This window comes from Acinetobacter halotolerans, assembly GCF_004208515.1.
Taxonomy (GTDB): domain Bacteria; phylum Pseudomonadota; class Gammaproteobacteria; order Pseudomonadales; family Moraxellaceae; genus Acinetobacter; species Acinetobacter halotolerans.
In genome coordinates, this window is record NZ_SGIM01000004.1 from 82,183 (window position 1) to 105,941 (window position 23,759).

General features: G+C 38.9%; 24 protein-coding genes and 3 tRNA genes. 19 read left to right on the forward strand and 8 right to left on the reverse strand.

The genetic code is table 11. The features are described 5' to 3' along the window. Together EXE30_RS06485 and EXE30_RS06490 are read right to left on the reverse strand one after the other, a co-directional pair. The gene (locus EXE30_RS06485) at positions 1-1,452 is read right to left on the reverse strand and encodes an aldehyde dehydrogenase (RefSeq protein WP_130161699.1); all 1,452 of its coding nucleotides are present in this window, start codon (positions 1,450-1,452) and stop codon (positions 1-3) included. Positions 1,453-1,490: 38 nt separating this feature from the next. Next, complete coding sequence (locus tag EXE30_RS06490; RefSeq protein WP_130161700.1) at positions 1,491-2,324, reverse strand: p-hydroxycinnamoyl CoA hydratase/lyase; 834 nt, start codon at positions 2,322-2,324, stop codon at positions 1,491-1,493. A 267-nt stretch (positions 2,325-2,591) separates the two neighbouring features. Here EXE30_RS06490 and mhpT point away from each other — a divergent pair, with 267 nt between their 5' ends. The 4 genes from mhpT (at position 2,592) to EXE30_RS06510 (ending at position 5,937) form a co-directional block, all read left to right on the forward strand. After that, on the forward strand, positions 2,592-3,821 hold the full coding sequence (gene mhpT / locus EXE30_RS06495; RefSeq protein ID WP_130161701.1) for a 3-(3-hydroxy-phenyl)propionate transporter MhpT: 1,230 nt from the start codon (positions 2,592-2,594) through the stop codon (positions 3,819-3,821). A gap of 73 nt (positions 3,822-3,894) precedes the next feature. Continuing rightward, a complete protein-coding gene (locus EXE30_RS06500) occupies positions 3,895-4,362 on the forward strand; it encodes a MarR family winged helix-turn-helix transcriptional regulator (protein WP_130161702.1) in 468 nt (155 codons plus the stop codon). 303 nt (positions 4,363-4,665) lie between these two features. Then, entirely contained in the window at positions 4,666-5,289 is a 624-nt protein-coding gene (locus tag EXE30_RS06505) for a MarC family protein (RefSeq protein WP_130161703.1), read from the forward strand. 132 nt (positions 5,290-5,421) lie between these two features. Then, positions 5,422-5,937, forward strand: coding sequence for an acyl-CoA thioesterase (locus EXE30_RS06510; RefSeq protein WP_121929470.1), 516 nt, complete (start codon positions 5,422-5,424; stop codon positions 5,935-5,937). Between the two features lie 125 nt (positions 5,938-6,062). Here the strand turns inward: EXE30_RS06510 and EXE30_RS06515 are convergent, their stop codons facing one another. Continuing rightward, positions 6,063-6,251: a hypothetical protein gene (locus EXE30_RS06515; RefSeq protein WP_121929471.1), complete on the reverse strand. Its 189-nt coding sequence runs from the start codon at positions 6,249-6,251 to the stop codon at positions 6,063-6,065. Between the two features lie 471 nt (positions 6,252-6,722). On the opposite strand from EXE30_RS06515, the gene EXE30_RS06520 reads away from it, so the two are divergent. The 4 genes from EXE30_RS06520 (at position 6,723) to EXE30_RS06535 (ending at position 9,524) form a co-directional block, all read left to right on the forward strand. After that, positions 6,723-7,727, forward strand: a complete 1,005-nt coding sequence (locus EXE30_RS06520; protein ID WP_130161704.1) for a CobW family GTP-binding protein — start codon at positions 6,723-6,725, stop codon at positions 7,725-7,727. A 67-nt stretch (positions 7,728-7,794) separates the two neighbouring features. Further along, on the forward strand, positions 7,795-8,325 hold the full coding sequence (locus tag EXE30_RS06525; protein ID WP_130161705.1) for a YaeQ family protein: 531 nt from the start codon (positions 7,795-7,797) through the stop codon (positions 8,323-8,325). Positions 8,326-8,417: 92 nt separating this feature from the next. After that, a complete protein-coding gene (locus tag EXE30_RS06530; protein WP_121929474.1) occupies positions 8,418-8,759 on the forward strand; it encodes an FKBP-type peptidyl-prolyl cis-trans isomerase in 342 nt (113 codons plus the stop codon). Positions 8,760-9,128: 369 nt separating this feature from the next. Next, the gene (locus EXE30_RS06535; RefSeq protein WP_121929475.1) at positions 9,129-9,524 is read left to right on the forward strand and encodes a hypothetical protein; all 396 of its coding nucleotides are present in this window, start codon (positions 9,129-9,131) and stop codon (positions 9,522-9,524) included. 75 nt (positions 9,525-9,599) lie between these two features. Here the strand turns inward: EXE30_RS06535 and EXE30_RS06540 are convergent. Next, positions 9,600-9,685, reverse strand: a tRNA-Leu gene (locus EXE30_RS06540). Positions 9,686-9,893: 208 nt separating this feature from the next. Between EXE30_RS06540 and EXE30_RS06545 the strand changes: the two genes are divergently transcribed. Further along, the gene (locus EXE30_RS06545) at positions 9,894-11,657 is read left to right on the forward strand and encodes an alkaline phosphatase D family protein (RefSeq protein ID WP_130161706.1); all 1,764 of its coding nucleotides are present in this window, start codon (positions 9,894-9,896) and stop codon (positions 11,655-11,657) included. A gap of 122 nt (positions 11,658-11,779) precedes the next feature. On the opposite strand, the gene EXE30_RS06550 is transcribed toward EXE30_RS06545, so the two are convergent. Continuing rightward, a tRNA-Leu gene (locus EXE30_RS06550) sits at positions 11,780-11,865 on the reverse strand. Positions 11,866-11,873: 8 nt separating this feature from the next. Further along, a tRNA-Cys gene (locus EXE30_RS06555) sits at positions 11,874-11,947 on the reverse strand. A 152-nt stretch (positions 11,948-12,099) separates the two neighbouring features. Here EXE30_RS06555 and folD point away from each other — a divergent pair. The 3 genes from folD to EXE30_RS06570 all read left to right on the forward strand — a co-directional run bounded on the left by folD (position 12,100) and on the right by EXE30_RS06570 (position 14,110). Next, positions 12,100-12,948 (forward strand): bifunctional methylenetetrahydrofolate dehydrogenase/methenyltetrahydrofolate cyclohydrolase FolD, encoded by an 849-nt coding sequence (folD, locus tag EXE30_RS06560; RefSeq protein WP_005197928.1) that lies wholly within the window; start codon positions 12,100-12,102, stop codon positions 12,946-12,948. A 52-nt stretch (positions 12,949-13,000) separates the two neighbouring features. Continuing rightward, positions 13,001-13,669 carry a class I SAM-dependent methyltransferase gene (locus tag EXE30_RS06565; protein WP_121929478.1) on the forward strand — a complete coding sequence of 223 codons (669 nt, stop codon included), beginning with the start codon at positions 13,001-13,003 and terminating at the stop codon, positions 13,667-13,669. Positions 13,670-13,825: 156 nt separating this feature from the next. Continuing rightward, positions 13,826-14,110, forward strand: a complete 285-nt coding sequence (locus EXE30_RS06570) for a GNAT family N-acetyltransferase (RefSeq protein ID WP_130161707.1) — start codon at positions 13,826-13,828, stop codon at positions 14,108-14,110. Positions 14,111-14,168: 58 nt separating this feature from the next. Here the strand turns inward: EXE30_RS06570 and EXE30_RS06575 are convergent, their stop codons facing one another. Next, a complete protein-coding gene (locus EXE30_RS06575; RefSeq protein ID WP_121929480.1) occupies positions 14,169-14,591 on the reverse strand; it encodes a hypothetical protein in 423 nt (140 codons plus the stop codon). A gap of 261 nt (positions 14,592-14,852) precedes the next feature. Here EXE30_RS06575 and glpK point away from each other — a divergent pair, with 261 nt between their 5' ends. The 3 genes from glpK (at position 14,853) to glpD (ending at position 18,961) form a co-directional block, all read left to right on the forward strand. Beyond that, positions 14,853-16,367: a glycerol kinase GlpK gene (gene glpK, locus EXE30_RS06580; RefSeq protein ID WP_130161708.1), complete on the forward strand. Its 1,515-nt coding sequence runs from the start codon at positions 14,853-14,855 to the stop codon at positions 16,365-16,367. Between the two features lie 53 nt (positions 16,368-16,420). Then, positions 16,421-17,179, forward strand: a complete 759-nt coding sequence (locus EXE30_RS06585) for a DeoR/GlpR family DNA-binding transcription regulator (protein ID WP_004670322.1) — start codon at positions 16,421-16,423, stop codon at positions 17,177-17,179. Between the two features lie 261 nt (positions 17,180-17,440). Continuing rightward, positions 17,441-18,961, forward strand: a complete 1,521-nt coding sequence (gene glpD / locus EXE30_RS06590) for a glycerol-3-phosphate dehydrogenase (protein WP_130161709.1) — start codon at positions 17,441-17,443, stop codon at positions 18,959-18,961. Positions 18,962-19,006: 45 nt separating this feature from the next. Here glpD and EXE30_RS06595 read toward each other — a convergent pair whose 3' ends face one another. Continuing rightward, positions 19,007-21,196 carry a TonB-dependent siderophore receptor gene (locus EXE30_RS06595; RefSeq protein ID WP_130161710.1) on the reverse strand — a complete coding sequence of 730 codons (2,190 nt, stop codon included), beginning with the start codon at positions 21,194-21,196 and terminating at the stop codon, positions 19,007-19,009. Between the two features lie 231 nt (positions 21,197-21,427). On the opposite strand from EXE30_RS06595, the gene EXE30_RS06600 reads away from it, so the two are divergent. The 4 genes from EXE30_RS06600 (at position 21,428) to EXE30_RS06615 (ending at position 23,705) form a co-directional block, all read left to right on the forward strand. After that, positions 21,428-22,015 (forward strand): imm11 family protein, encoded by a 588-nt coding sequence (locus tag EXE30_RS06600; RefSeq protein WP_130161711.1) that lies wholly within the window; start codon positions 21,428-21,430, stop codon positions 22,013-22,015. A 178-nt stretch (positions 22,016-22,193) separates the two neighbouring features. Beyond that, positions 22,194-22,607: a hypothetical protein gene (locus EXE30_RS06605; RefSeq protein ID WP_130161712.1), complete on the forward strand. Its 414-nt coding sequence runs from the start codon at positions 22,194-22,196 to the stop codon at positions 22,605-22,607. A gap of 115 nt (positions 22,608-22,722) precedes the next feature. Next, the gene (locus EXE30_RS06610; protein WP_130161713.1) at positions 22,723-23,100 is read left to right on the forward strand and encodes a hypothetical protein; all 378 of its coding nucleotides are present in this window, start codon (positions 22,723-22,725) and stop codon (positions 23,098-23,100) included. Between the two features lie 56 nt (positions 23,101-23,156). Then, positions 23,157-23,705 carry a hypothetical protein gene (locus EXE30_RS06615; protein ID WP_130161714.1) on the forward strand — a complete coding sequence of 183 codons (549 nt, stop codon included), beginning with the start codon at positions 23,157-23,159 and terminating at the stop codon, positions 23,703-23,705. Positions 23,706-23,759 lie beyond the last annotated feature (54 nt).

Below are 23,759 nucleotides of genomic sequence, written 5' to 3' on the forward strand. Positions count from 1 at the left end.
TTAAATCGGGTAATGGCGTGATTGGGTCTGAATGGTGATCCAGCGTAGTTCGGTAAATTCGGCAACAGAGACTTTACTACCAAATCGACCGTATCCACTCGATTTTGTTCCGCCAAATGGCATTTGAGCTTCGTCATGTACGGTTGCGCCGTTAACATGACAAATACCCGAATCAATCTGTTTAGCAACGTCTAAGGCTTGCGAAATATTTTGGCTAAACACTGCAGAAGAAAGGCCGAACTCGCTGTCATTTGCCAGTGCTACAGCTTCTTCGATGCTTGAAAAACGTTGAACCGTGCATACAGGCCCAAATGATTCTTCACGGTAAAGCAACATGTCAGGTTTAATATTGAGCACCAGCGTTGGTTGCATGATGGTGTCTTCTATATGGATACCTAAAGGTAAGTCGGCACCTTTGTTTTGAGCATCTTCTAGCAAATGTTGAATACGTTTTGCAGCGCGATGACTTTCTAAAACACCGAGCACATTGTCTTTTGAAGTCGGATTACCTGCCTGAATAGAGCGGGTTTTCTCAATCAATTTTTCAATAAATTGGTCAGCAATATCGTCTTGAACCAAAACTCGTTCAGTCGACATGCAAATTTGCCCTTGATTAAAGAATGCGCCAAAAGCAACAGCATTTACGGCTTCATTAATGTCTGAGTCATTTAAAACCACAACAGGCGCTTTACCACCTAGTTCGAGTAAAACCGGTTTTAAATATTTTGCAGCAGTCTCTGCAATAATTTTTCCGACTTTGGTTGAACCCGTAAAATTAATGCGCTTCACCGCTGGATGAGATACTAAACGTTCCACGATTTGTGGTGCGTCTTCGGCGGCGTGAGTAATCACATTCACCACACCTTCACCTAGACCTGCTTCATGTAAAACTTCACCGATCAGGCGATGGGTGGCAGGACAAGCCTCCGATGCTTTTAATACAACTGTGTTACCACAAGCCAGCGGCATGGCAAGCGCACGGGTTGCCAAGATGACCGGAGCGTTCCAAGGTGCAATGCCAACAATGACACCGCAAGGAACCCGCACACCCATTGCAAGATTGCCTGGCACATCTGACGGAATTAGACTGCCATCAATTTGTGTGGTCATGGCTGCGGCTTCGCGTAGCATATTTGCAGCAAGGTGGACATTGAACCCATACCAAGTTGCAGTTGAACCCGTTTCTTGCATGCCAATTTGGATGAATAGTTCAGTTTTTTGGTCCATCAAATCAGCTGCTTTTAATAAGCGCAAACGGCGTTCGGTAGGCGAGAGTTTCGACCATACTTTAAAAGCTTGTTGTGCAGAATCGATGGCACGATCAACATCATCCAAGGTCGCAGCAGCAGCTTGAGAAGCCACGCTGCCGTCAATTGGACTAATACGTTCAAAGGTGGCTTGATTCGAAGCAGCACAAGCTTGACCGTGTATAAGTAACTGTACATTTTGCATGGGTTGTATCCTTACTTTGCCAAGAGAAATATCAAGAGTTAACCAGTACGCTTATAGCTTTGTAAACCTGGTTTAATTGATTTTTCATCTAAAAATTGTTTCATCCCTTCTTGGCGACCATTTTCAGTATCACGATGAATACATTGATCCAACTTGGCATATAAATAATCTTCGTTTTGATCCCAAGTGAGTTCACGGCAACGTTTGAAGCCATTTTTAGCAGTACGTAGTACCACAGGATTTTTTTCAAGCAGATTATTGGCAAGCTCGGTCACTTCAGCTTTGAGTTGAGCCAATGGCACACTTTTATTAATTAACCCCATTGTTTCAGCTTCTTTGCCACTGAAGGTTTTGCCTGTCATGATGTAATACAACGATGCTCGATGGCCGACCGTATCTGCCATTGCCTTGCTCACTAAATTACCTGGTGGAATACCCCAGTTAATTTCAGATAGGCCAAAAGTAGCTTCATCTGCTGCAATGGCAAGGTCACATGCGACCAGAGGGGAAAAACCACCACCGAAACACCATCCATTCACCATTGCAATGGTTGGTTTTGAATACATACGAAGAAGTTGCCACTGCCAACGACATGAATCACGACGAATGCGTTCTTGGAAGATCTCAGGCTGTGTATCAACCTCACGGAAATACTCTTTTAAGTCCATCCCTGCGGTCCACGAATCACCTGCACCAGTGAGCACCAAGACTCGTGCATCTTGATCTAGCTCTAAGGTTTCGAGTACATCGATCATTTCTCGGTTGAGTGTTGGACTCATAGCATTCTTTTTTTCTGGTCGATTCAATGTAACCCACGCGATTCCATTCTCAACGTTTACATCTACAGTTTCCCAGCGGTTTTCATAGGTCATGGTTTGACTCCTTGAAGTGACATTTGTGTGTTCTGAGATTTAATTTAATATCAGTTAAACTTACATTCAAGTCTTTTTTAAGATTTATTTGATTAATTCTTCAATTATTTGATTTTTATAAAAATATAAAATTTATTATAATTTTTTTATATTTTTAGTTAAAAATATATTGATTTTTTGATAAGTTTAACTGATATTTTTGAGGTGTTTAATAAACAATACACAAAAAAGGCTGAATGGATAGATTGGTCGAAAAAGGACAAGATAATGGAAAAAATATTAGGACGGTCGAGCGGTGCAAAAATAACCTTACTGCTCTGTTTCGCAATTGCAATTTTTGAAGGTTTCGACCTTCAATCGATGGGCGTCGCCGCACCACGTATGCGGGCAGAATTTATGTTGGATAATGCGCAAATGGCTTGGGCATTTAGTGCGGCGATTTTGGGTACCCTACCGGGTGCTATACTCGGTGGACGCTTGGCAGATATTATTGGAAGAAAGAAAATTCTGATTTCGAGCATTTTGTTGTTTGGAATAATGTCTTTACTCACAGCGTTTGCAGCTGATTATAATTTACTGTTGTTGATTCGGTTCTTGACGGGATTGGGTATGGGCGGGGCATTACCCATTATGATTACGATGGCCTCAGAAGCTGTATCAGATCAGTATAAGGGCACAGCGGTAAGCATAATGTATAGTGGTATTCCTTTCGGTGGATTACTTACCTCTGTCGTGGCCATGTTATTGGCTGGCGATGCTGAATGGCGTCATATTTTCTACATTGGTGGTATTGCACCAATTTTATTGATTCCTTTGATTATTAAATATTTGCCTGAATCGAGTGATTATTTACAACGCAGAACACAACATCAAACTGCAATTCCATTTTTTGAGGTTTTATTTGCGAAAGAACGACGCATGTCAACCATTCAGATTTGGATCAGTTTCTTCTGTACGTTAGTGGTTTTATATTTTCTCCTCAATTGGTTGCCGTTGCTCATGGGGGCACAAGGTTTATCCAAGTTTGAGGCCAATTATGTGCAAATGGGCTATAACGTTGGAGGAATCTTTGGATCAATTTTAATGGGAGTAATGCTGGATAAATTACGCATGAGCTTTGTGATTAAATTGATTTATACAGGTATTCTTTTCTCATTATGTTGTCTATCCATTTCACCAACGGTTGCGTTACTGGTACTTTCAGCAATTGGTTGCGGTTTATTCATCGTCGGTGGACAGTCTGCATTGTATGGTTTGGCTGCAATGTATTATCCAACAGAGATGCGTGGTACTGGCGTCGGCTCAGCAGTTGCAATTGGTCGTATTGGTTCATTTGCTGGACCACTCATGGCGGGTTTCCTATTATCACTTGGGCAAAGTTCAACGATTGTGATTGGTGCCAGTATTCCAGTGATTTTAATCGCCGCGATCTCTGCTTTACTGCTTGTCAAAAAGCCTAAACAAGCTGTACATTTAGTACAACGCACAAGCGTTTAATAAGTTGCAATTCAAATAAAGTATGAGGCTTTAGCTTCATACTTTTCTCTTTTTTTATGATGAATGATGGGTTATGGCACGTTCAAATGTAGTTCCAACAACAATTCAAGATCAACCTAGACTAAGTTATATGATTGCTCGTATTGATCGAATCATCAGTAAACATTTAACTGAGCAATTAAAACATCTCAATATCAGCTTACCTCAATTTACTGCATTATCCGTTCTGGCGTCTAAAAGTAACCTGTCCAATGCTAAATTGGCTGAGCGTTCATTTATCAAACCGCAGTCTGCTAATAAAATTCTGCAAGACTTATTTAGCAATGGTTGGATAGAAAAAACACCAGATCCTACACATGGCCGTCGTATCTTGGTCACATTGACTGAAAGTGGTTTAAACAAATTGAATGAGTGCAATATTGTAGTAGAGAAAGTTGAACAAAAAATGCTGCAAGGCATCGATATCAATTTGGCATATTTAATTCGAAATAATTTGGAAGAGATGGTCAATAATCTTAAAGCTGACGAATTTATACCGTAATTTATAAACGGTATTTTATTGGGCAATGCATTTCCTAGAGATTTACATTTCCAATACTACTCATATACATGCAATACAAATTAAAAGCGCGCTGCATATGTAAAACTAATAACAACTATTTAATTTTTATAGTCTTAGGGGACGTGCTGTGAAAAAATTATTGAAACCAGTACGGCTGTTAATTTAACTAAAGACGATCAACTCAGCCATGTGATTTCAAGTGTTTATCAAACTTTTAATTACTCATCTCATTTTGTTTAAATTGTTCTATCAAATACTCCAATTGTAAGGCCAAGAGTTTATATGTTTTCTTCTTATGTTCATGCTTTTGCGTTGTTTTTCTCATTGTTAAATCCCTTCCTTATGAGTGTCTATATGGTTGGGATTATCCGGAATACTGATGTAACAGTATTTAATAAAGCCCTTATTCAAGGGAGCTTGATTGCCTTCATTGTTTTTGTTTTATTCGCGTGGGGCGGCGAGAATATTTTTAGCCGATATTTGAATGTCCGTTTTGAGTCTTTTCAAATTTTTGGTGGCTTAATTTTCTTAGTGATTGGCTATCGTTATGTATTTCAGGGGGCTGATACCATCGGTGAAATGCGTGGTGCACCTGAGCACTTAGCTGGAACGATTGCGATGCCATTTATGATTGGGCCAGGAACGATTAGTGCGGCAGTGGTCACGGGGGTAACCTTACCTTTTACAGCTGCAGTCGCTGTGATTGCTGTTACCTTGTTCTTGACCTGTAGTATCTTGATTTTAATGAAATATGGGCATGATCATTTACGCTATAAACATGCAAAATACATTGACCGTTATTTTGATATTGTGGGGCGCTTAGCTGCATTGCTCATTGGGACGATTGCGGTTGATATGATCGTCAATGGGGTATTTGGTCTCATGAATTCGGCAAATTTAAGTTAGAAATACGCTTTCGTCATAGGTAAAGAATAATCGCTCCTCGAGCAAGCGACGGTGTTTGATTGATTTAGATATATGTTTGCGATCATGAATGAGTGATAATAGTGGTGCTGCTTTCCGCTATGAGTCCCAAACATGGATCAATTAGATCAATTCCATCAGACGCCTGATGATCAATCAGAGCTTACAATGTCGGTTTTGATGACACCAGATATGGCAAACTTTTCTGGTAATGTACATGGAGGCGCGATTTTAAAACTGCTTGATCAAGTCGCTTATGCTTGTGCTAGTCGTTATTCAGGCAGTTATGTGGTTACGCTCTCAGTTGATAAAGTCAATTTTAAAGAACCCATTTATGTTGGTGAATTGGTCACATTTTTGGCGAGTGTCAATCATGTTGGACGTACCTCAATGGAAATTGGGATTCGCGTCGAAGCTCAAAATATTCAAAAACGCAGTATCAGACATACCAACACCTGTTATTTCACTATGGTTGCTGTCGATGAACAGCGCCAACCGAAACCAGTTCCATCTTTAAAATTAGACACTGATTGGAAGCGTTGTCGTTTTGAAGCAGCGGAGCAACGTAAAGAAATGCGCCTACAAGAAGTTCATCAACCTTCTTGCAGTATCTTTAAGTCTTCGCTTTAATTTTATACAGTCCATAAAAAAGATCGAACCGCAGCATGGTTCGATCTTTTTTTTATTTATTATGAAATAGGGTCAAATCATAATAAATCGATTTAAAAAAGCAGAGGTAACTTTTAAAATCTATATTAGTTTGCAACTGGTTCTGATGCTGGAGCAGCTTCGCTTGGCGCATCAGTCGCTGGTTGTTCTTGAGTAGAAACAACTACACGGTCATCAGTTTGCGCTTCAGTTTGAACTTCGTTAGCTGACGCAGCAAAAGTAGTCGCAGCAGCAAGCGTAAGAGTCGTAGCTAGAAGTGTTTTGATAAGTTTCATTGTTGGCATCCTTAATTTCAGTTTCATTTAAAAACAGCCCAATTTGTAGTTAAGCCACAAATTAAGACATGTGCCCATGCTATGTGCCAAATCTATTTAGGGCAATATACTTAACAATCTATTACACCTATCTTAACAATATGAAATATTGAAGCACTTTATGTGGTAGCTCTGTAAATTAGAAGCCATTAATTTGCGCTTAAAATGTATGTAAATATGTTTTTTTGGATAAAAAATAAACTCACTATTTACGCAGATTAAACATTACCTGTGAATTCATCAGAATTACTTAATTGGATAAATCATTTATATCTGTATTTTAAATAAGTATATTAGATTGTATATGTGATGGGTGTCTCATTAATATTTTTAAATGGGTCTCTATTAGTGTTTAGTTGTTTGAACACTGATTATTTCTTTTCCTTATTTTTTCGCATTACAATGCAATAAATTCTTGTTCCTGAGTATGTCGTGAAATTTATCTCGCCCAAAGCAGTTCCAACACATATTATTTCTGGCTTTTTAGGTGCAGGGAAGACCACATTATTACAGCATTTATTAGCACAAAAGCCTGAGCATGAAGTTTGGGCGATTCTGATGAATGAATTCGGGCAGATTGGGGTCGATCAACAACTGATTACTAAACAAGATGGTTATACCGTAAAAGAATTGTTGGGCGGTTGCTTGTGTTGTAGTAGTCAACTGCCGATGCAAATTGCATTGGCGCGGTTATTAAGTGAAACGAAACCTGATCGATTATTCATCGAACCAACTGGTTTGGGACATCCGACGCAATTACTCGAACAACTGACAGAACCACATTGGCAGAGTAGTCTAGAGATGCGTGCACTGGTGATTGTGATTGATGGCAGTCGTTTGCATGACGAGGATTGGGTACAGCAGAACCTATATACCGATCAGCTCAAAGCGGCACAAATTGTTGTATTGTCCCACATTGATCGTATGACCGAAGCCGACCAACAAGCATATTTAGCTTTAAAACAAGAATATAAAACCTATGTACAGCACTGGATAGAAGCGGAGCATGGACGAGTAGAGCTGGGACAGCTTGATTTTATTCAGCAACCTTTGCAACGAAAAATCCAACCTTTACTCCGATTGCAAAAAACACAGCTCGGTGATGCTGCGGAACAAGAAATTAAACAGTTGCCCTACCATTATATTGAAACTGCCCAAGGATTTACTGTCGCTGGTTGGAAGTTTTCCAAACGTTGGCAATTCAAATTTTATGATTTATTGGATCTATTATGCGCACAGCAGGATTGGGTTCGGATCAAAGGAATATTTAATACCGATCAAGGATGGAAAAGTTTTAATTTTAATCCGAAACAGTTTAACTATAAGTCGGCAGAAGCAAGTATTGATAATCGAATCGAAATTATTTGTCAGGTGCAACAGGACTGGTTTGAGTTTGAAAAACAACTTTTGGCATGTCGCTTAGATGAGGTCAGTTGATTCGCAAATCGCACCATTTTTTAACAAAATAGAGTATGCTTAGCGCCAAATTTGAGGACATGATTCAATGGCATTAAAAGCAACGATATATAAGGCAGACCTAAATATTGCCAATATGGATCAGCATATTTATGCGGATTATCAACTAACCCTTGCTCAACATCCATCTGAAACGATTGAACGCTTAATGGTGCGTATTCTTGTTTATGCACGCTATGCAGATGAGCATTTGGATTTTACTAAAGATCTATTTGAAACGGATGAGCCTGCTTTATGGCAAAAAGATCTGACGGGCTTGTTAGAAAAATGGATCGAAGTGGGCTGTCCATCTGAAGATAAAGTGAAAAAGGCCAGTGCGCGATGTAAACATGTTGCCGTGGTGACCTATGGCGCACAAGCAAATGATTGGTGGCAGAAAAGTACTAAAATTAAAACATTGAGTAATGTTGAGGTTTGGCAGCTTTCTCCTCAAACCACTCAAGCGATTGAGCAGTTGTGTGAGCGAACTATGCAATTGCAGTTAAATATCATGGATGGTGAATGGACATTGTTGAGTGATAAAGGTCAAGTCGACATTCAGTGGCAACAATTGCAATAATGAGAGAGGCTGTTGGATATTCATATCCATGAGTGACATGACAGGCAAAAGTGATATAAAACCTGAATTGAGCTGAGTTTAGAGAGGCATACATGAGCGCAGAGTTACAGATTATTGATTTAAAAGTGGGTGAAGGCAAAGAGGCTGTGAAAGGCGCTTTAATCACCACACATTATACAGGTTGGTTAGAAGATGGAACTCAGTTCGATTCTTCGCTTGATCGCGGTAATTACTTCGAAACTGTGATTGGTACAGGGCGTGTAATTAAAGGATGGGATCAAGGCATTATGGGTATGCGTGTGGGTGGAAAGCGTAAACTCATCGTACCTGCACATTTAGCTTACGGTGAACGTAAGATGGGGAAAATTATCCCTGCAAATTCAAATCTGACTTTTGAAATTGAACTTTTTGATGTAAAAACACGCGACGAATAGATATAAGACGACACAGAATCGCTAAAGTGATTTAGCTTTTTTTGGCTAAATCACTTTAAAATCATAAATATAAATAGATTTTTTTGAGTTGAATTTAATTTTCATTTTAAATCATTTTCTTTTTATCTGATTTTTATAACAGCCCAAGAGAAAAATCTTGATTCTCTAAATCTCTCTATATATCTTTGAGATTAAAGAGCAATTTTCTTTAAATGACAATAACTTGAATAGAATAATCATTTTGTAATCTTTTAAAATTTTGCTCATCAGGTCGCTATCGAATGGTGAGGTTATGCCACGAAAATAGTGGTATTGACTATAAAAATACCGAACTGCAAACAAGCAATAAAAATTTAAATAGAGGTCTATATGAATGATTATTTGGATATCACTGCTTCTGAGTTACTAAAAGAGTTACATCATTTTTTTATGATTGATACATATGATGGTGCGGAAACGGGTTTTTGGGTCAATGAAAAAGCATTGGTTGATAAACAATACTGGCTTGATGGTGAGCATAAGGTTGAAATCGTCAGAGAACTCAGTGCTTCTCATCTACATGCACCGCATAGTTATCGAATTACGCTATTGAACCAAGAAGGTGGTGATGTTGTTTTGCTGAGCTACGATGGTGTGAATAAAAAAGTACTCACTTTTCGACGTGGTGAGTGGGTCAATCGGATGTACAAATATTTTTATCAAAAAGAACGTTATTATTTACAGCAACTCGCTGATCACCCAAATTTCCAACTGATTCAGTATTAAGGTCACTAAATTTTAGGCATAAAAAAACCAGCTTAGGCTGGTTTTTTATTAGCACCATATTTCACTATCTGAAAATGGTGCCCGAGGCCAGACTCGAACTGGCACGCTTTGTGGGCGGGGGATTTTAAATCCCCTGTGTCTACCGATTTCACCACTCGGGCATGTGCGCAATAATAGAGGACACTTTAAAACTTGGCAAGAGTAAAAAGGATTATTTGCTTTCTTTTCAATCAACTTATGTCTTTCTCGAATAAAAAATAGATTAAATGAACTGACTTTCATAAATTTTTCATTAAATTGAGATCAAACCTTCATCAACCTACTTTAGTTTTATTTGTTTAAAGTAATAAAAACCAAGGTAGCCATCTAATGACAGCAAAAATTTCACGACGGGAACTGATTCAAAAGAGTTTATTTGGTTTTGGGGCTTTGTCTTTATCCGCAGGTTTTACAGGGTGTAATAACAGTTCAGATAAAGAAAGCAATGCGCTGAAAGTCAGTTTTGATCATGGTGTGGCGAGCGGTGATCCATTGCAGGATCGTGTGATTCTTTGGACACGTCTTAGCCCAAACGAGGCAAGTGCACGTTTGCAAGTCACTTGGGAAATTGCATTAGATGATCAATTTAAGCAAATCGTTAAGACGGATAAGGTGACAACCGCAGCAGCACAAGATTTTACGGTTAAGGTCGATGCAACAGGTTTGACACCGAATCAAAACTATTTCTATCGCTTTATTTTTGGTGATAAAAAGTCTCCTGTTGGACAAACAAAAACACTGCCGACCAGTACTTCAAAAGTCAGTTTCGCAGTTTGTTCTTGTTCGAATTATCCCGCTGGCTATTTCTACGTGTATCGTGAAATTGCAAAGCAAAATGTCGATGTGGTGATTCATTTAGGCGACTATATTTATGAATACGGTGCGGATGGTTATGCCACAGAAGATGCGGCTAAGCTCGGAAGAACCTTGGCGGCTGATAATGATCAAGAAATTATTAAATTAGATGATTATCGCAAGCGTTATGCGCTGTATCGTAACGATAAAGATCTACAAGCACTGCATCAACGTCATCCTTTTATTGTCGTTTGGGATGATCATGAGTTGGCCAATGATACTTGGAAAGAGGGTGCGGAGAATCATCAAGAAAATGAAGGTAGTTTCCTTGAGCGTAAACTTGCAGCATTACAAGCCTATTTTGAATGGATGCCGATTCGTCCAGTATCTGAGACAGATCATTTAAATATTTATCGTCAGTTTGATTTTGGCAATCTGGTACAACTGACCATGCTGGATACCCGAATTTTAGCACGAGATAAACAACTTGATTATGCAGACTATTTGACTGCTTCAGGTTTGGATATTCAAAAGTTTCAACAAGATTTAACCAATCCTGCACGCACTTTGATGGGCTATACCCAACGTGATTGGTTGCTGGGGAAATTACAACAATCTACCGCAACATGGAATGTATTGGGTCAGCAGATTCTTATGACCAAAATGCTAATTCCAGCTGAATTATTATTGTCGCTTGCAGAAATTACTTCAGGCAATCCAAGCACAGATACATTAAATCAAATGACGACTCAGATTACTGAGTTAGTGACTCTGAAAATGCGTCTTAAACAAGGTGATCCAAGCCTTACTGAGCAAGAAAAAGCGCGTGTGCTGACGGTTGCTCCTTATAACCTAGATGCTTGGGATGGCTATTTTGCTGAACGTGAGATTCTATATGGCACTTTGGCGCAGTTAAAAAAGAAAGTCGTGGTCCTTGCAGGGGATACGCATAATGCGTGGTCGTCTAATTTATATAGCAAAGATGGTGCTTTTGTCGGCGTTGAGTTGGCAACCAGTTCTGTATCTTCGCCGGGGATGGAAAAATACCTTAATATCCCTACGGCACAGCTTCAACAATTCGAGTTTGCATTTACAGCGTTGATTGATGAATTAAATTACTGCAATTTGAATCAACGAGGTTATTTGCTTGTTCACTTAGACGAAGCACAAGTGCAATCACAATGGATGTTTGTGGATTCAATTAAAACTGCGAATTATACTGTGGATGCTAGTCGACAGTATCAATTGGAGTTAGATGTCAATTTATTGCCGATGCAGACTGTACAACACGTCGCGTAAATTTAATTCTTAATATAGCCAAGTCGTTGTACTTGGCTTTTTTATGCTTCGTTAAATTTCAGACATAAAAAAACCAGCTTACGCTGGATTTTTATTTGCACCATATTTCATTAGCTGAAAAATGGTGCCCGAGGCCAGACTCGAACTGGCACGCTTTGTGGGCGGGGGATTTTAAATCCCCTGTGTCTACCGATTTCACCACTCGGGCTTTACCAATGGAGGCGGAGGTCGGAATCGAACCGGCGTACACGGAGTTGCAGTCCGCTGCATGACCACTCTGCCACCCCGCCATCTCTTGGTGATGCACATATTAGCAATCTTTAGAAAAAAAACAATAGTGTTTGTCGCGAATATGCACATAAAAACAACATCTAAAAGAATATTGCTCAAATTATCATGTATTATTTACGCAATTGATTCATACCCATTTTGGAGATGCGCTGTGGCATTGGTTTTAGACGGTCGTGCATTGGCAACACAAATCGAAGCGGATTTGTTGGTACGTGTAGAAGCATTAAAAGCAAAATCGGGGCGTACCCCAATTTTGGCAACAATCTTAGTTGGTGATGATGGTGCATCGGCAACTTATGTGCGTATGAAAGGTAATGCTTGCCGTCGTGTAGGAATGGATTCGCTTAAAGTTGAGCTTCCGAAAGAGACGACAACTGAACAATTGCTTGCAGAAATTGAAAAGTTAAATGCAAATCCTGATGTACACGGGATTTTGTTGCAACACCCAGTGCCAGAGCAAATTGATGAAAGAGCTTGTTTTGATGCAATTTCATTGGCAAAAGATGTCGATGGTGTGACTTGCTTAGGTTTTGGTCGTATGGCGATGGGCGAGTCTGCTTATGGTTCAGCGACTCCAGCAGGCATCATGACCATTTTGCAAGAAAACAAGATTGAGATTGCAGGCAAACATGCCGTTGTGGTTGGTCGCTCTGCGATTTTAGGTAAACCAATGGCAATGATGCTATTACAAGCCAATGCAACCGTTACGATCTGTCATTCACGTACACAAAATCTTGCTGAGTTGGTTAAACAAGCCGACATTATCGTGGGTGCAGTAGGTAAAGCCGAATTGATTCAAAAAGATTGGATTAAGCAAGGTGCTGTTGTGGTTGATGCTGGTTTCCATCCACGCGATGGTGGTGGTGTTGGGGATATCCAATTAGTCGGTATTGAAGAGGTTGCTTCTGCTTATACACCTGTTCCTGGTGGAGTCGGTCCTATGACGATTACCACTTTGATTCGTCAAACAGTTGAAGCTGCTGAAAAAGCATTAGGTTAATTTTTTAGCCCCTCTACTTAGAGGGGCTTTTTTCAAGAATTAAAGAAACGATATGAGCTGTACTTTTCAATTTGCTAAAGCGCCTGAACAGTTACTTAAAGCATTGCATGATGTGATTCCAAATACTGACTTATTGGCACAACAATTACCTGAAACGCCGATTTCTTTATGGCTGATACCACCAGTATTTCCTACAGATCGTTTGGATGATGAAGTCATTCGACGTATTTGGAATGAAACGCCGTATTGGATCTTTTGTTGGGCATCTGGCTTAGCGATGGCACAATGGTTATTGGCAGAACCCCATCATGTTAAAGATAAAGTTGTTCTAGATTTTGGTGCTGGTTCAGGTGTGGTTGCAATTGCTGCAAAAATGGCAGGTGCGAAACGCGTTATTTGTTGTGATATTGACCCCATTAGTCTTGAATCATGCCGTGAAAATGCGCTCTTAAATGATGTAGAGCTTGAATATCTCGATGATCTCTATAAATCAGAACAAGTGGATGTCTTGCTTGCTGCTGATGTACTTTATGATCAGTGCAATCGCTTCTTTTTAGATGAATTTTTGAAATTCGCACCTGAGGTTTGGGTTGCTGACAGTCGAGTTAAAAATTTTAGCCATCCAAAATATATAAAGATTGATGAGCGAAGTGCAACAACTTGGCCTGATTTAGATGAAGCGAAAGAGTTTAAAAATGTGAGTTTCTATCGAACGAAATAAGTCTCTTGCTGGTCTAAAAATAAGGTTTATTGTCTATTTCAAAGATATAAAATCGTAACACAGCATCGTTTAACATCATGTTAAAACATTCAATGGAATAAAAAGATAATCGATTTAAATTTCGTTCAATAAAGTTGACTAAAAAAGGAATATGACATGAATATTCAACACGTTGATGATGGCAAACATGGTGCTTTTAAGCTTTTAGACGGTGATGTATTGGCAGGTGAAATGGCTTATACATGGGCTGGAGATGAGATGCTCATTATTGATCATACCGATGTTAGTGATCAATTTCGTGGGAAAGGCGTTGGCCGTCAATTATTAGATGGATTGGTCGAATTTGTACGACAACGTCATGTGAAGGTGATTCCTTTATGTCCTTTTGCAAAATCAGTGTTTGATAAAGATTCATCCATTCATGATGTGCTAAAAAAATAAATTTGGTTGGATGTATTCATCATCAATATCTGCATACATCCATTCTATATTTATGTGATTAAGAACATGTATAACGAACGACAGTAAGTGTGGTTGGTCGAGTCTCAAGTGCTTGACGAGTGGCATAACCTTCACTGTTATTTAAATCAGGGGAGTTGGATAGACCAAAAGTTGTGCGACTGGTGCCAAGCTGAACACCGTATTTTTCTTGTGTAGCAGGGTTCATGATTTCATTGGTGCTTAGAATTGAAATTTTATAATTTTTTTCTGCACCGAGCACTTGTTTACATGCATGCTGCAATTTTTTCTCATCCACATTTGCATTGCCACGTGCAGAAAGTGTATAGGCAATCGTCGCCGAAGTTGCTGTTTTATCTTCAATTTGATAGCCCTTTGCACCATTATATTGATGTGAGCTGGTCTGACATGCAGCAATCAAAAGTGTACCGCTTACAATAAAGAATAAATTGGTTTTTTTCATATCAATGATCCTGTTATTTATACTTTAAGTATCGCATAAAATGATTTTTGAATTGTGTGTAATCTTTTAAAAATGGTTTTTTCGTCACTTTTGTATTCAAAAATAAAGAAAGAATTTTCGTTTGCGAACAATTTTGCATATAATCGCCCAAGTTTTTAATTTAATACAGAAGTCGTTGCTTTATTGCAGTATTACGCTCCGTTTTTTTCGGGTGTTTAATTCATTGCTCTAATACATCAGGCCAGTCTGGATAGGTATGTCATGATCTCTACAGATAGTCAAAAAAAATATGTGGTTGCATTTGATCAAGGTACAACGAGTTCACGTGCGATCGTATTGGATCACGATGCGAATGTCATCACCATTGCTCAGCGCGAATTTACCCAAATTTACCCACAACCAGGTTGGGTTGAGCATGATCCAATGGAAATCTGGGCGACTCAAAGTGCAGTTTGGGTTGAAGCGTTAGCGCAAGCGAGTATTTCTAGTGATCAAATTGCTGCGATTGGGATTACCAACCAACGCGAAACCACGGTGATTTGGGATAAAAAAACGGGCAAACCTATTTACAATGCTATTGTTTGGCAAAGTCGCCAAAGCAATGAAATTTGTAATCAGCTTCGTCAAGATGGCTGGCAAGACTATGTGCGTAAAGTTACGGGTTTAGTGATTGACCCATACTTCTCTGCGACAAAAATTAAATGGATTCTCGATCGGGTCGAAGGCAGTCGTGAGCGCGCGGAACGTGGCGAGCTTCTATTCGGTACAATTGATACATGGCTTATTTGGAAACTCACCAACGGTCAAGCCCATGTGACGGATTATACCAATGCCTCACGTACCATGTTATTTAACATTGAAACATTGGAATGGGACGATAAGCTACTTGAGGCTTTAAACATCCCTAAAGCAATGTTGCCTGAAGTGCGTAGCTCTTCAGAGGTTTATGGATACACGCATACTATCAGTGGACAAGAAATAGGCATCCCGATCGCTGGTATCGCAGGGGATCAACAAGCCGCATTATTTGGTCAAATGTGTGTTGAAGTAGGACAAGCAAAAAATACCTACGGCACAGGCTGTTTCTTGTTAATGAATACAGGAAAGCGTATTGTTCAGTCGGACCATGGCTTGTTGACCACCATCGCATGTGGTGCAAAAGGCGAAGTGAACTATGCACTTGAGGGTGCTGTGTTTAATGGCGGCTCGTGTGTGCAATGGTTACGTGATGAAATGAAAGCGATTAATGATTCACATGATTCTGAATATTACGCAACCAAAGTCAAAGATAGTAATGGTGTCTATGTTGTTCCAGCCTTTACCGGACTTGGAGCTCCTTATTGGGACCCGACTGCACGTGGTGCAATCTTGGGAATTACAAGAGGGGTTAGTATCGAGCATATTATTCGTGCGACTTTAGAGTCGATTGCGTATCAAACGCGTGATGTTTTAGATGCGATGCAGCAAGATTCAGGTGAGAAGTTACGTACGCTCCGTGTTGATGGTGGCGTCACAGCCAATAATTTCCTGATGCAATTCCAAGCTGATATCTTAGGTACTTCCGTTGAACGTCCTGCAATGAAAGAAACCACAGGTATGGGTGCGGCATTTCTTGCTGGTTTGGCTGTCGGTTTTTGGTCGGATCTGAATGAATTGAAGAGTAGAATGACCATCGAGCGCACTTTTACGCCTGAAAGTAGTCGAGCTAGAACTGAGAAGCTCTACAAAGGCTGGTTAAAAGCGGTCGGTCGTACTCGGGATTGGGATGGGGATTAAGTTCGACTGGGTGCCTGTATCGGATGAGTTGAAATAACATAGGATGGATGAGCATGAGTTTGATATTACGCCAACAAAAGACCCTCGAATTAGTACGCGAGCGTGGCTATATTAGTATTGAAGAACTTGCCCAATATTTTGATGTTACACCTCAGACGATTCGACGTGATATTAATCAGTTGGCAGATGAAGGCTTATTGCGTCGCTATCATGGCGGCGCAGCACATGATTCGAGTGTTGAAAACACAGAGTACACCATGCGTGTCGGGCACATGCTTGAACAAAAGCGTTCTATTGCGGAAGCTGTTGCCGCAGCAGTACCTGATCATGCTTCATTGTTCATCAATATCGGTACTTCAACTGAAGCTATCGCGCATGCCTTGTTAAATCATACGGGCCTAAAAATTATTACCAATAATTTAAATGTTGCTAAAATTTTGAGTACCAAAGAAGATTTTGAAGTACTGATCGCTAGTGGACGCGTTCGCCCTGATGGTGGGGTGATCGGGCAGGCAACGGCTGATTTCTTTAAGCAATTTAAAGCCGATTATGCGTTGGTTGGGATTAGTGGTATCGACGAAGATGGCACGTTATTGGATTTCGATTTTCAAGAGGTTTGTGTTTCCCAAGAAATTATTTCAAGCGCACGTCAGGTTTTTTTAGCGGCTGATAGCAGTAAGTTTGGGCGTAATGCGATGATTCGTTTAGGTTCGCTTAAACAAGTGGATTGTATTTTTACTGACCAACAACCCAATGATCAATATATGAAAACCATTCGAGATTTGGATATTGGATTGATCGTTGCAAAATAAATATTCATTTTCGAAAACATGTTACTTTTTTTGAATAAGCTGTTTTTTTGCTTCGTTCACTTTATATAAAATTATTTTTTATTCCTTATAAATATTGTATTTAATAAACTTATCACCATTTCCTCACATCCTTTTAATTTTTTACCATCAGTCTAAAAATCTCGATAAATTGACATTTTTATCGTGTATTTTTATTGTCTATTTTCATTTTATATGTTTAAATTTTCATTATTGAACAATATCGAAAATTTGCGGTGATGTATGCCAAATTCTCCTCAGCTAACGAATAAAATTTATGATCTTGCGATCATTGGTGGTGGTATCAATGGTGTAGGTATCGCAGTCGATGCGGCTGGTCGCGGATTATCGGTGTTTTTATGTGAAAAGGATGATTTAGCGAGTCATACTTCTTCCGCAAGCAGTAAGCTCATTCATGGTGGTTTGCGCTATTTAGAACACAAAGAGTTTCGCTTAGTGCGAGAGGCATTGGCTGAGCGTGAAGTGTTATTGAATAAAGCACCACATATTATTCGTCCAATGCGCTTCATCATGCCACATCGTCCACATTTACGCCCAGCTTGGCTGATTCGTACAGGTCTATTCTTCTATGATCACCTTGGAAAGCGCGAGAAATTACTGGGTTCAAATAACGTTTATTTTAAAGAAGATAGCCCATTAAACTCGGCGATTACCCGTGGTTTTGAGTATTCTGATTGTGCGGTAGATGACTCACGTTTAGTGGTACTGAATGCGATGCATGCACGTGAAAAAGGTGCTGATATTGTGACACGTACCCGTTGCTTATCCGCCAAGCGTGACGGGGAATACTGGATCGTTGATTTGGAAAATGCACAGGGGGCATTTCAAATCAAAGCGAAGGCTTTGGTCAATGCAGCAGGTCCATGGGTTGCTCAGTTTATCAAACAAGACTTACAGCTTAAATCCCCGTATGGGATCCGTTTAATTCAAGGCAGCCATATTATTGTGCCGAAGCTTTATGAAGGTGATAAGGCCTTTATTATGCAAAATGATGACCGTCGTATCGTGTTTGCGATTCCTTATTTGGATCAATACACCATGATTGGGACAACGGATCATGAATACAAAGGTGATCCAGCTCAGGTGAAAATTACTCAAGGTGAAATTGACTATTTGGTTAAGGTGAGTAATGAGCATTTTAAAAAGCAATTAACTCAAGACCAAATTATTTCGACTTTTGCTGGTGTGCGTCCGTTGTGTGATGACGAGTCAGATAATCCTTCTGCGGTGACACGTGATTATACCTTGGCATTGTCAAAGCAAGCAGTCGGCGAAGCACCATTGCTTTCTGTATTTGGTGGAAAATTAACAACTTACCGTAAGTTGGCTGAATCTGCGATGCAGCAGCTCAAAGCATTCTTTCCTGAAATGCAGGGGCGCTGGACGGCAAAAGAAGTCTTGCCGGGTGGTGAGAAGATGGATACTGTTGAGCAGTTGGTTCAAGAAATTCTTCTACAAGTGACTGATGCACCAGAGTCTTTAGCTAAACGTTGGGCATCTGCTTATGGTACACGTGTGTGGAATATTCTGGGGGAAGCAACTTCTGTCGCACAGCTTGGGCAGCATTTTGGTCAGGGCTTATATGTCAGAGAAGTGGACTATTTGTGGCGTTTCGAATGGGTAACGACCAGTGAAGATCTTCTTTGGAGACGCTCTAAGCTTGGTTTAAGCATGAGTAATGATGAAGTCACATCATTGGATGCATATTTAAAAACTAAAAATCAGGCACCTAACGCTGCTTAAAATATTAACCCCTTATCCTAGTATTAAGATAAGGGGTTAAATGTATTAATATTTAAACTTAAGCGCAACGCTATAGTTTGCAGGTTCTCCGTAGAATGCTTGACTATAAGTGAAGCTATTTAAATAATTTTTATCGGTGACATTATTTGCATTGGCCTGAACGGTGAAATGTTGGTTCACTTCATAGCTTGCCATTAGATTAAGTAAAGCATAATCGCTTTGTTTCAAATACGCCGATTTTACATTGTCAAAAATCGACGTTTTCCCTTGCCATTGCAGCCCTGCGCCAACTTTGAGTTTTGGTAGTTGAGCAGGTGTATAGGTGGTCAGTAGATTAAAGGTTTGAGTCGGATTATAAGTTCTCGCAGCCCCACCATTTTTTAGATCTTGTAAACTAAATTGAGCATAACCAAGAGAGACGTTGACTTGATCGGTTAATTGTCCTGCCAAACCAACTTCGACACCTTGTGAACGTAAATCACTAATCCCAACTTTTCGATTTAAAGGATGTCCGTCACTTGAGCGCAGAGGATAATTATTTTCTTCAGTTCTAAAGATTGCCAAAGTGCCCGTTAGTTTGTCATCTAACCACGCACTTTTAATCCCAACTTCATAGCTTTTACCTTCGATTGGATCGGCAACTTTTCCTGTGGCTTCATTCACAGAAGTTTGAGGGCGAAAGATCGAGGTGTAACTCATATAACCTATATATTCAGGGCTAAAGTTATAGGTAATCCCTGCATAAGGCGAAAGCTTACTTTCATCGTAATTCATTGGTGAAGTGTAGCTATAACCCTCACTTTTTGCTTTAACGTAGTTGGCGCCAAGTGTCACTTTGAGATCATCATTGAGGTGAAGACGTGTGGCTGCATAAATAGATTCATTACGTTGGCTGTAGTCAGCTTGTTTGACGAAATCTGACCAAGTGACATGCTTTGGTGTCCAGCTTGCCCAATTGGTTGTATAAGGTGTAACTGAGATTTGTCCGTTGTATTCAGAGCTTACATGATTGATATTGCTGTCATGTAGCGTACCTTGCTTTTGGTGGTCAACTTGATCACTTTTAGAAAAGGTATAACCAATGATTGCTTCATGCTCTCGATTAAATAGGTCAAATTTGCCTTGAAGATTAAAATCAGCAGTGTGTAGTTTATTATTCTCTAAATAACCATTTGGTGTTAATGAAACTCCTGAACCGTCTGCGTTTGGATAGCCGTAATAGTATAAAAGCTGGCTTTCACGATCTTTTTCATTGTAGTTATAGCTTAGGTTGGCAGACCATGTATCTAGGAATTTTTGTTTTAGTTCGATAAATGCATTTCTAGAAGTGTTGTCCCAATATGCCCAATCTGGATTGGGGTTAAATGAGCGATCATAACTGAGTTGTTTGCCAGAACTATCCATGAGTGGAATCGCACCCCAGTTGTTGGCATTTGGCTTATTTTTTTCTTGACTGGCACCAATGGTGAGAAGGGTTGAGTCAGTAATATCTGCTTCTATAACACCTACAATTCCATTTTTTTCTGAGGAATAACGATCGAGATGTGAGTCACCTGTTTGTTGGAAGCCAGCCAATCTTGCACGTATATGATCATTTAAACGACCAGAAGCATCTGCTTCATAGCGTTGCGTGTCCCACGAACCATAGCTAAGAGAGCTGCTGGCTTGAAATTCTTTTGTTGGACGTTTCCGAACATAATTGATGGTTGCACTTGGATCACCAAAAGCATTGGTTAAAGCATTTGCGCCTTTAACGACTTCAATACGATCATAAAAATAACTGTCAGGATTAGTATCTGTGGTATTCCAATTGGTTAATGGGAAACCAACACCATCAATTAATATATTTGAAATTTCAAATCCGCGAGCCATATATACGGCTCGTTCCGTTTCAAGCGCGTTGACTGTCACGCCAGGGGTATTATTTAAAATATCTCGTGTTGAGGTTAAACCAAAGTCTTCTATTTGTTGGCGGGTCACAACATTGATAGTTTGTGGTGTTTCTTTGGCGGCGATATTAAGCTTGGTCGCACTTGAGCTATTTTTAATCGTATAGGTTTTGGTGCTTTCAGAATCTGAAATTTCATTCTGAGTCGCTTTGACTTGAATTGTTGGGAGTTGCTGTGATACTTCATCTGCTGCAAAGCTATAGGGGCTAATGCTGACTAAGCTTGATAGCGCAAGAAAAAGTGAGTTTCGTTTGAAGGAGAGAGTCGAGCACATATTTACAACCATGTAAATGAGAAATATTATTATTACAATTATCGTTAAAAATGTTTTGTTTTGCAATTTTTTTGTGGCTAGGTTGATAGAAATAAGTTACATGTTAAGAGGGGGAATCTTAAAATTGATCTAAAAGTATTTCAAAAAAGTTGTGAAGTGGGAGTACTTAGAAAAATAAAATTGGAATTTTTAATCTCGGGCTTACAAGTTAATAAGTGGTTAACTGAAATATAGGAGGTGACAATGGATTACTATGAAATTAAAGCAGATTTTTATGACTTTTCTAATCAATATTTTATAACAGAGATTGATGGTTTCAATAATCCAAGAGCACAACTTGATTGGGATGAGTTTCTATTTGAGTATCTTTCAAATAAGCAAAAGCAATATGTTGCTACTATAGAAAGTGGTCTAGAGGAAGTTGATTTTACTACAACATTCTATGGGTTTTGTGTTGTTAGTGAAAAATTTGCAAATCTATTGGTATTAGAGAAAATTAGTGATTGCTTATTTATTCCTTTAATTTTTAATAAACAGTTATCACAGAAATTTTACCTATTAATTGATTCTTTAAGATATGACTGTGTAGATGAAAAGAACTCAGATTTTCAGAAATTTCTAGAAAATGATCCTGTAAGACCTGACTTTGCTGGTCGTTATAGAGCATTCTTTAAATTGATTATTGATGCTTCAAAAACAGATAATTCCGACTTATTTAGATTGGAGAATGAGGATTCAACTGTTATTGTGAGCCAGAGAATAAAAGATATTTATGACAGTAACCACTTTACTGGTGCAAGCTTTACAAAAGTGACATTAGACCGATTATAAGCTCTGTTTGAGCCTGATCTAATAATTTTAAATTCCTTTTTTATGAAATAGATATCTTCTATAAATGTTTAAATAAACTTATATTAGTAATCTTAATGTGAAAATCAGAGAAGAGGGATTCGATAGCTTTCACTATTGGTTAATGGACATGGAATCAAATAACAGGAGAAACTGAAAAATGGTTTACTTTCCTATAGAGCCTTTTAGGGATTTGAAAGATGTTAAAGATGACGAGTTCTGGACAGTAAGGAATTGTTTTGCTCATATGATATATGAAAATAATATAGATATAGACCTATTCAAAAAATTTATTATAAGAGGAGGTGTGGCAGGTGATGTAGATTGGGGTGTAGAAAAATGGAATATTTACTCGGAAGAAGATCATGGTATAGAGGCATATTATGATGGTTATCTTTTTTTTCTTGGGGAGGAAGAACTTGGTAGAGATAGAGGTGTAGGGGAATCACAAGTAATTTTATCTAAGGATGAGATCAAGCCATATATTCATCATATTGTTGATTGGTATAAAAAAAGGATAGATTCTAATGTGGAAGAATTAATCAAACTGGCAAAAGAAAATGGCTTTTATTAGTATAGTTGATTATCTTGTTCCACGGTTGTTTGGAAGGTACTAACACGGATGAATACTGATTAATATGAAAACTAGAGAAGAAAGGTTTGACAGCTTTCAATATTGGTTAATGGACATGCGTGATGCTTTATCACGTATACATGATACCCTCCCAAAAGAAATTAGTGAGAAGTTAGATTACTCGGTAAAATCATTGGATATCTTGGAAAATTGGATATTGGAGCAGTATCCGACGACTCAAGCGATCTTAGCCCAAGAAGAATCTCGTAAAGTTGATGGCTATGCACGTTATGTTGGTGAAACATTTAGAAAATATCTGGGGGGGAAATGGATTATAGAGTTGGATAATCCCAAACATGCATTTTATAATTTGCCTGAAATTAAAAGCGAGTTTTTTAGAGACTGTCCATTATCATTCGTTATTGCGAGTACAGATCGTCGAACAGGGCATTACATTTCAGATATTCTTAAGAATTTTATTGATAGTGAATAAGCTTCTTTGGCTAAGTATGAGTTATTTTAAAACTTTCCGATCATAATGAGTAATACATGAATATTAAAAACTTAATAAGATGTTTTGGACTTTTATTAGCTCTTTCAACTCTTACCGCTTGTGCTACACCTAGAATCTTATCGAATGAGATAAATGGATTATGCTTAGTAACGCAACAAGATTTTCGGCTGTCTAAGAAAGCCTTAAAAACGTTGGATACGCAGTATATGCTAGAAAGCCCTAATGCGTGGGTTACGCCGATTACGATAGGTTACCAAGAGATAGGTTTAGTCCCAAATTCAACAAAGTTAAGTATTTTTAGAGTCTATGAAGCATATGAGTCAATAGGTTACTTTAGACCTGATATTGTTGTGAAAATAGAGCAGGGAAAATATAAGGGAATAATCGCTAGTATTCCTGGATTTAACGAGAGTATGGCTGATCCAGACACAAGAAAAAGAGTTGCTGATGAAAGGGGTACATTTATATTCGGATCATTATGGTTTACAGGGTTTGATAGGGTTGATGTTCCTGGAAAAAGGCTTAGAAGGTCAGATGTAAATAAAATTAAGTTTAATCCCGAATATCTAAAAAAGTGTGATTGAGTGAAAATCCAAGGCTTTAAAGTTTGTTATCAATTCTGAATGGATTTAAATTCC

Coding starts and splice junctions, on each gene's coding strand:
- EXE30_RS06485 (WP_130161699.1), bottom strand. CDS start 1,452: ATGCAAAATGTACAGTTACTTATACACGGTCAAGCTTGTGCTGCTTCG.
- EXE30_RS06490 (WP_130161700.1), bottom strand. CDS start 2,324: ATGACCTATGAAAACCGCTGGGAAACTGTAGATGTAAACGTTGAGAAT.
- mhpT (WP_130161701.1), top strand. CDS start 2,592: ATGGAAAAAATATTAGGACGGTCGAGCGGTGCAAAAATAACCTTACTG.
- EXE30_RS06500 (WP_130161702.1), top strand. CDS start 3,895: ATGGCACGTTCAAATGTAGTTCCAACAACAATTCAAGATCAACCTAGA.
- EXE30_RS06505 (WP_130161703.1), top strand. CDS start 4,666: ATGTTTTCTTCTTATGTTCATGCTTTTGCGTTGTTTTTCTCATTGTTA.
- EXE30_RS06510 (WP_121929470.1), top strand. CDS start 5,422: ATGGATCAATTAGATCAATTCCATCAGACGCCTGATGATCAATCAGAG.
- EXE30_RS06515 (WP_121929471.1), bottom strand. CDS start 6,251: ATGAAACTTATCAAAACACTTCTAGCTACGACTCTTACGCTTGCTGCT.
- EXE30_RS06525 (WP_130161705.1), top strand. CDS start 7,795: ATGGCATTAAAAGCAACGATATATAAGGCAGACCTAAATATTGCCAAT.
- EXE30_RS06530 (WP_121929474.1), top strand. CDS start 8,418: ATGAGCGCAGAGTTACAGATTATTGATTTAAAAGTGGGTGAAGGCAAA.
- EXE30_RS06535 (WP_121929475.1), top strand. CDS start 9,129: ATGAATGATTATTTGGATATCACTGCTTCTGAGTTACTAAAAGAGTTA.
- EXE30_RS06545 (WP_130161706.1), top strand. CDS start 9,894: ATGACAGCAAAAATTTCACGACGGGAACTGATTCAAAAGAGTTTATTT.
- EXE30_RS06565 (WP_121929478.1), top strand. CDS start 13,001: ATGAGCTGTACTTTTCAATTTGCTAAAGCGCCTGAACAGTTACTTAAA.
- EXE30_RS06570 (WP_130161707.1), top strand. CDS start 13,826: ATGAATATTCAACACGTTGATGATGGCAAACATGGTGCTTTTAAGCTT.
- EXE30_RS06575 (WP_121929480.1), bottom strand. CDS start 14,591: ATGAAAAAAACCAATTTATTCTTTATTGTAAGCGGTACACTTTTGATT.
- glpK (WP_130161708.1), top strand. CDS start 14,853: ATGATCTCTACAGATAGTCAAAAAAAATATGTGGTTGCATTTGATCAA.
- EXE30_RS06585 (WP_004670322.1), top strand. CDS start 16,421: ATGAGTTTGATATTACGCCAACAAAAGACCCTCGAATTAGTACGCGAG.
- glpD (WP_130161709.1), top strand. CDS start 17,441: ATGCCAAATTCTCCTCAGCTAACGAATAAAATTTATGATCTTGCGATC.
- EXE30_RS06595 (WP_130161710.1), bottom strand. CDS start 21,196: ATGGTTGTAAATATGTGCTCGACTCTCTCCTTCAAACGAAACTCACTT.
- EXE30_RS06600 (WP_130161711.1), top strand. CDS start 21,428: ATGGATTACTATGAAATTAAAGCAGATTTTTATGACTTTTCTAATCAA.
- EXE30_RS06605 (WP_130161712.1), top strand. CDS start 22,194: ATGGTTTACTTTCCTATAGAGCCTTTTAGGGATTTGAAAGATGTTAAA.
- EXE30_RS06610 (WP_130161713.1), top strand. CDS start 22,723: ATGCGTGATGCTTTATCACGTATACATGATACCCTCCCAAAAGAAATT.
- EXE30_RS06615 (WP_130161714.1), top strand. CDS start 23,157: ATGAATATTAAAAACTTAATAAGATGTTTTGGACTTTTATTAGCTCTT.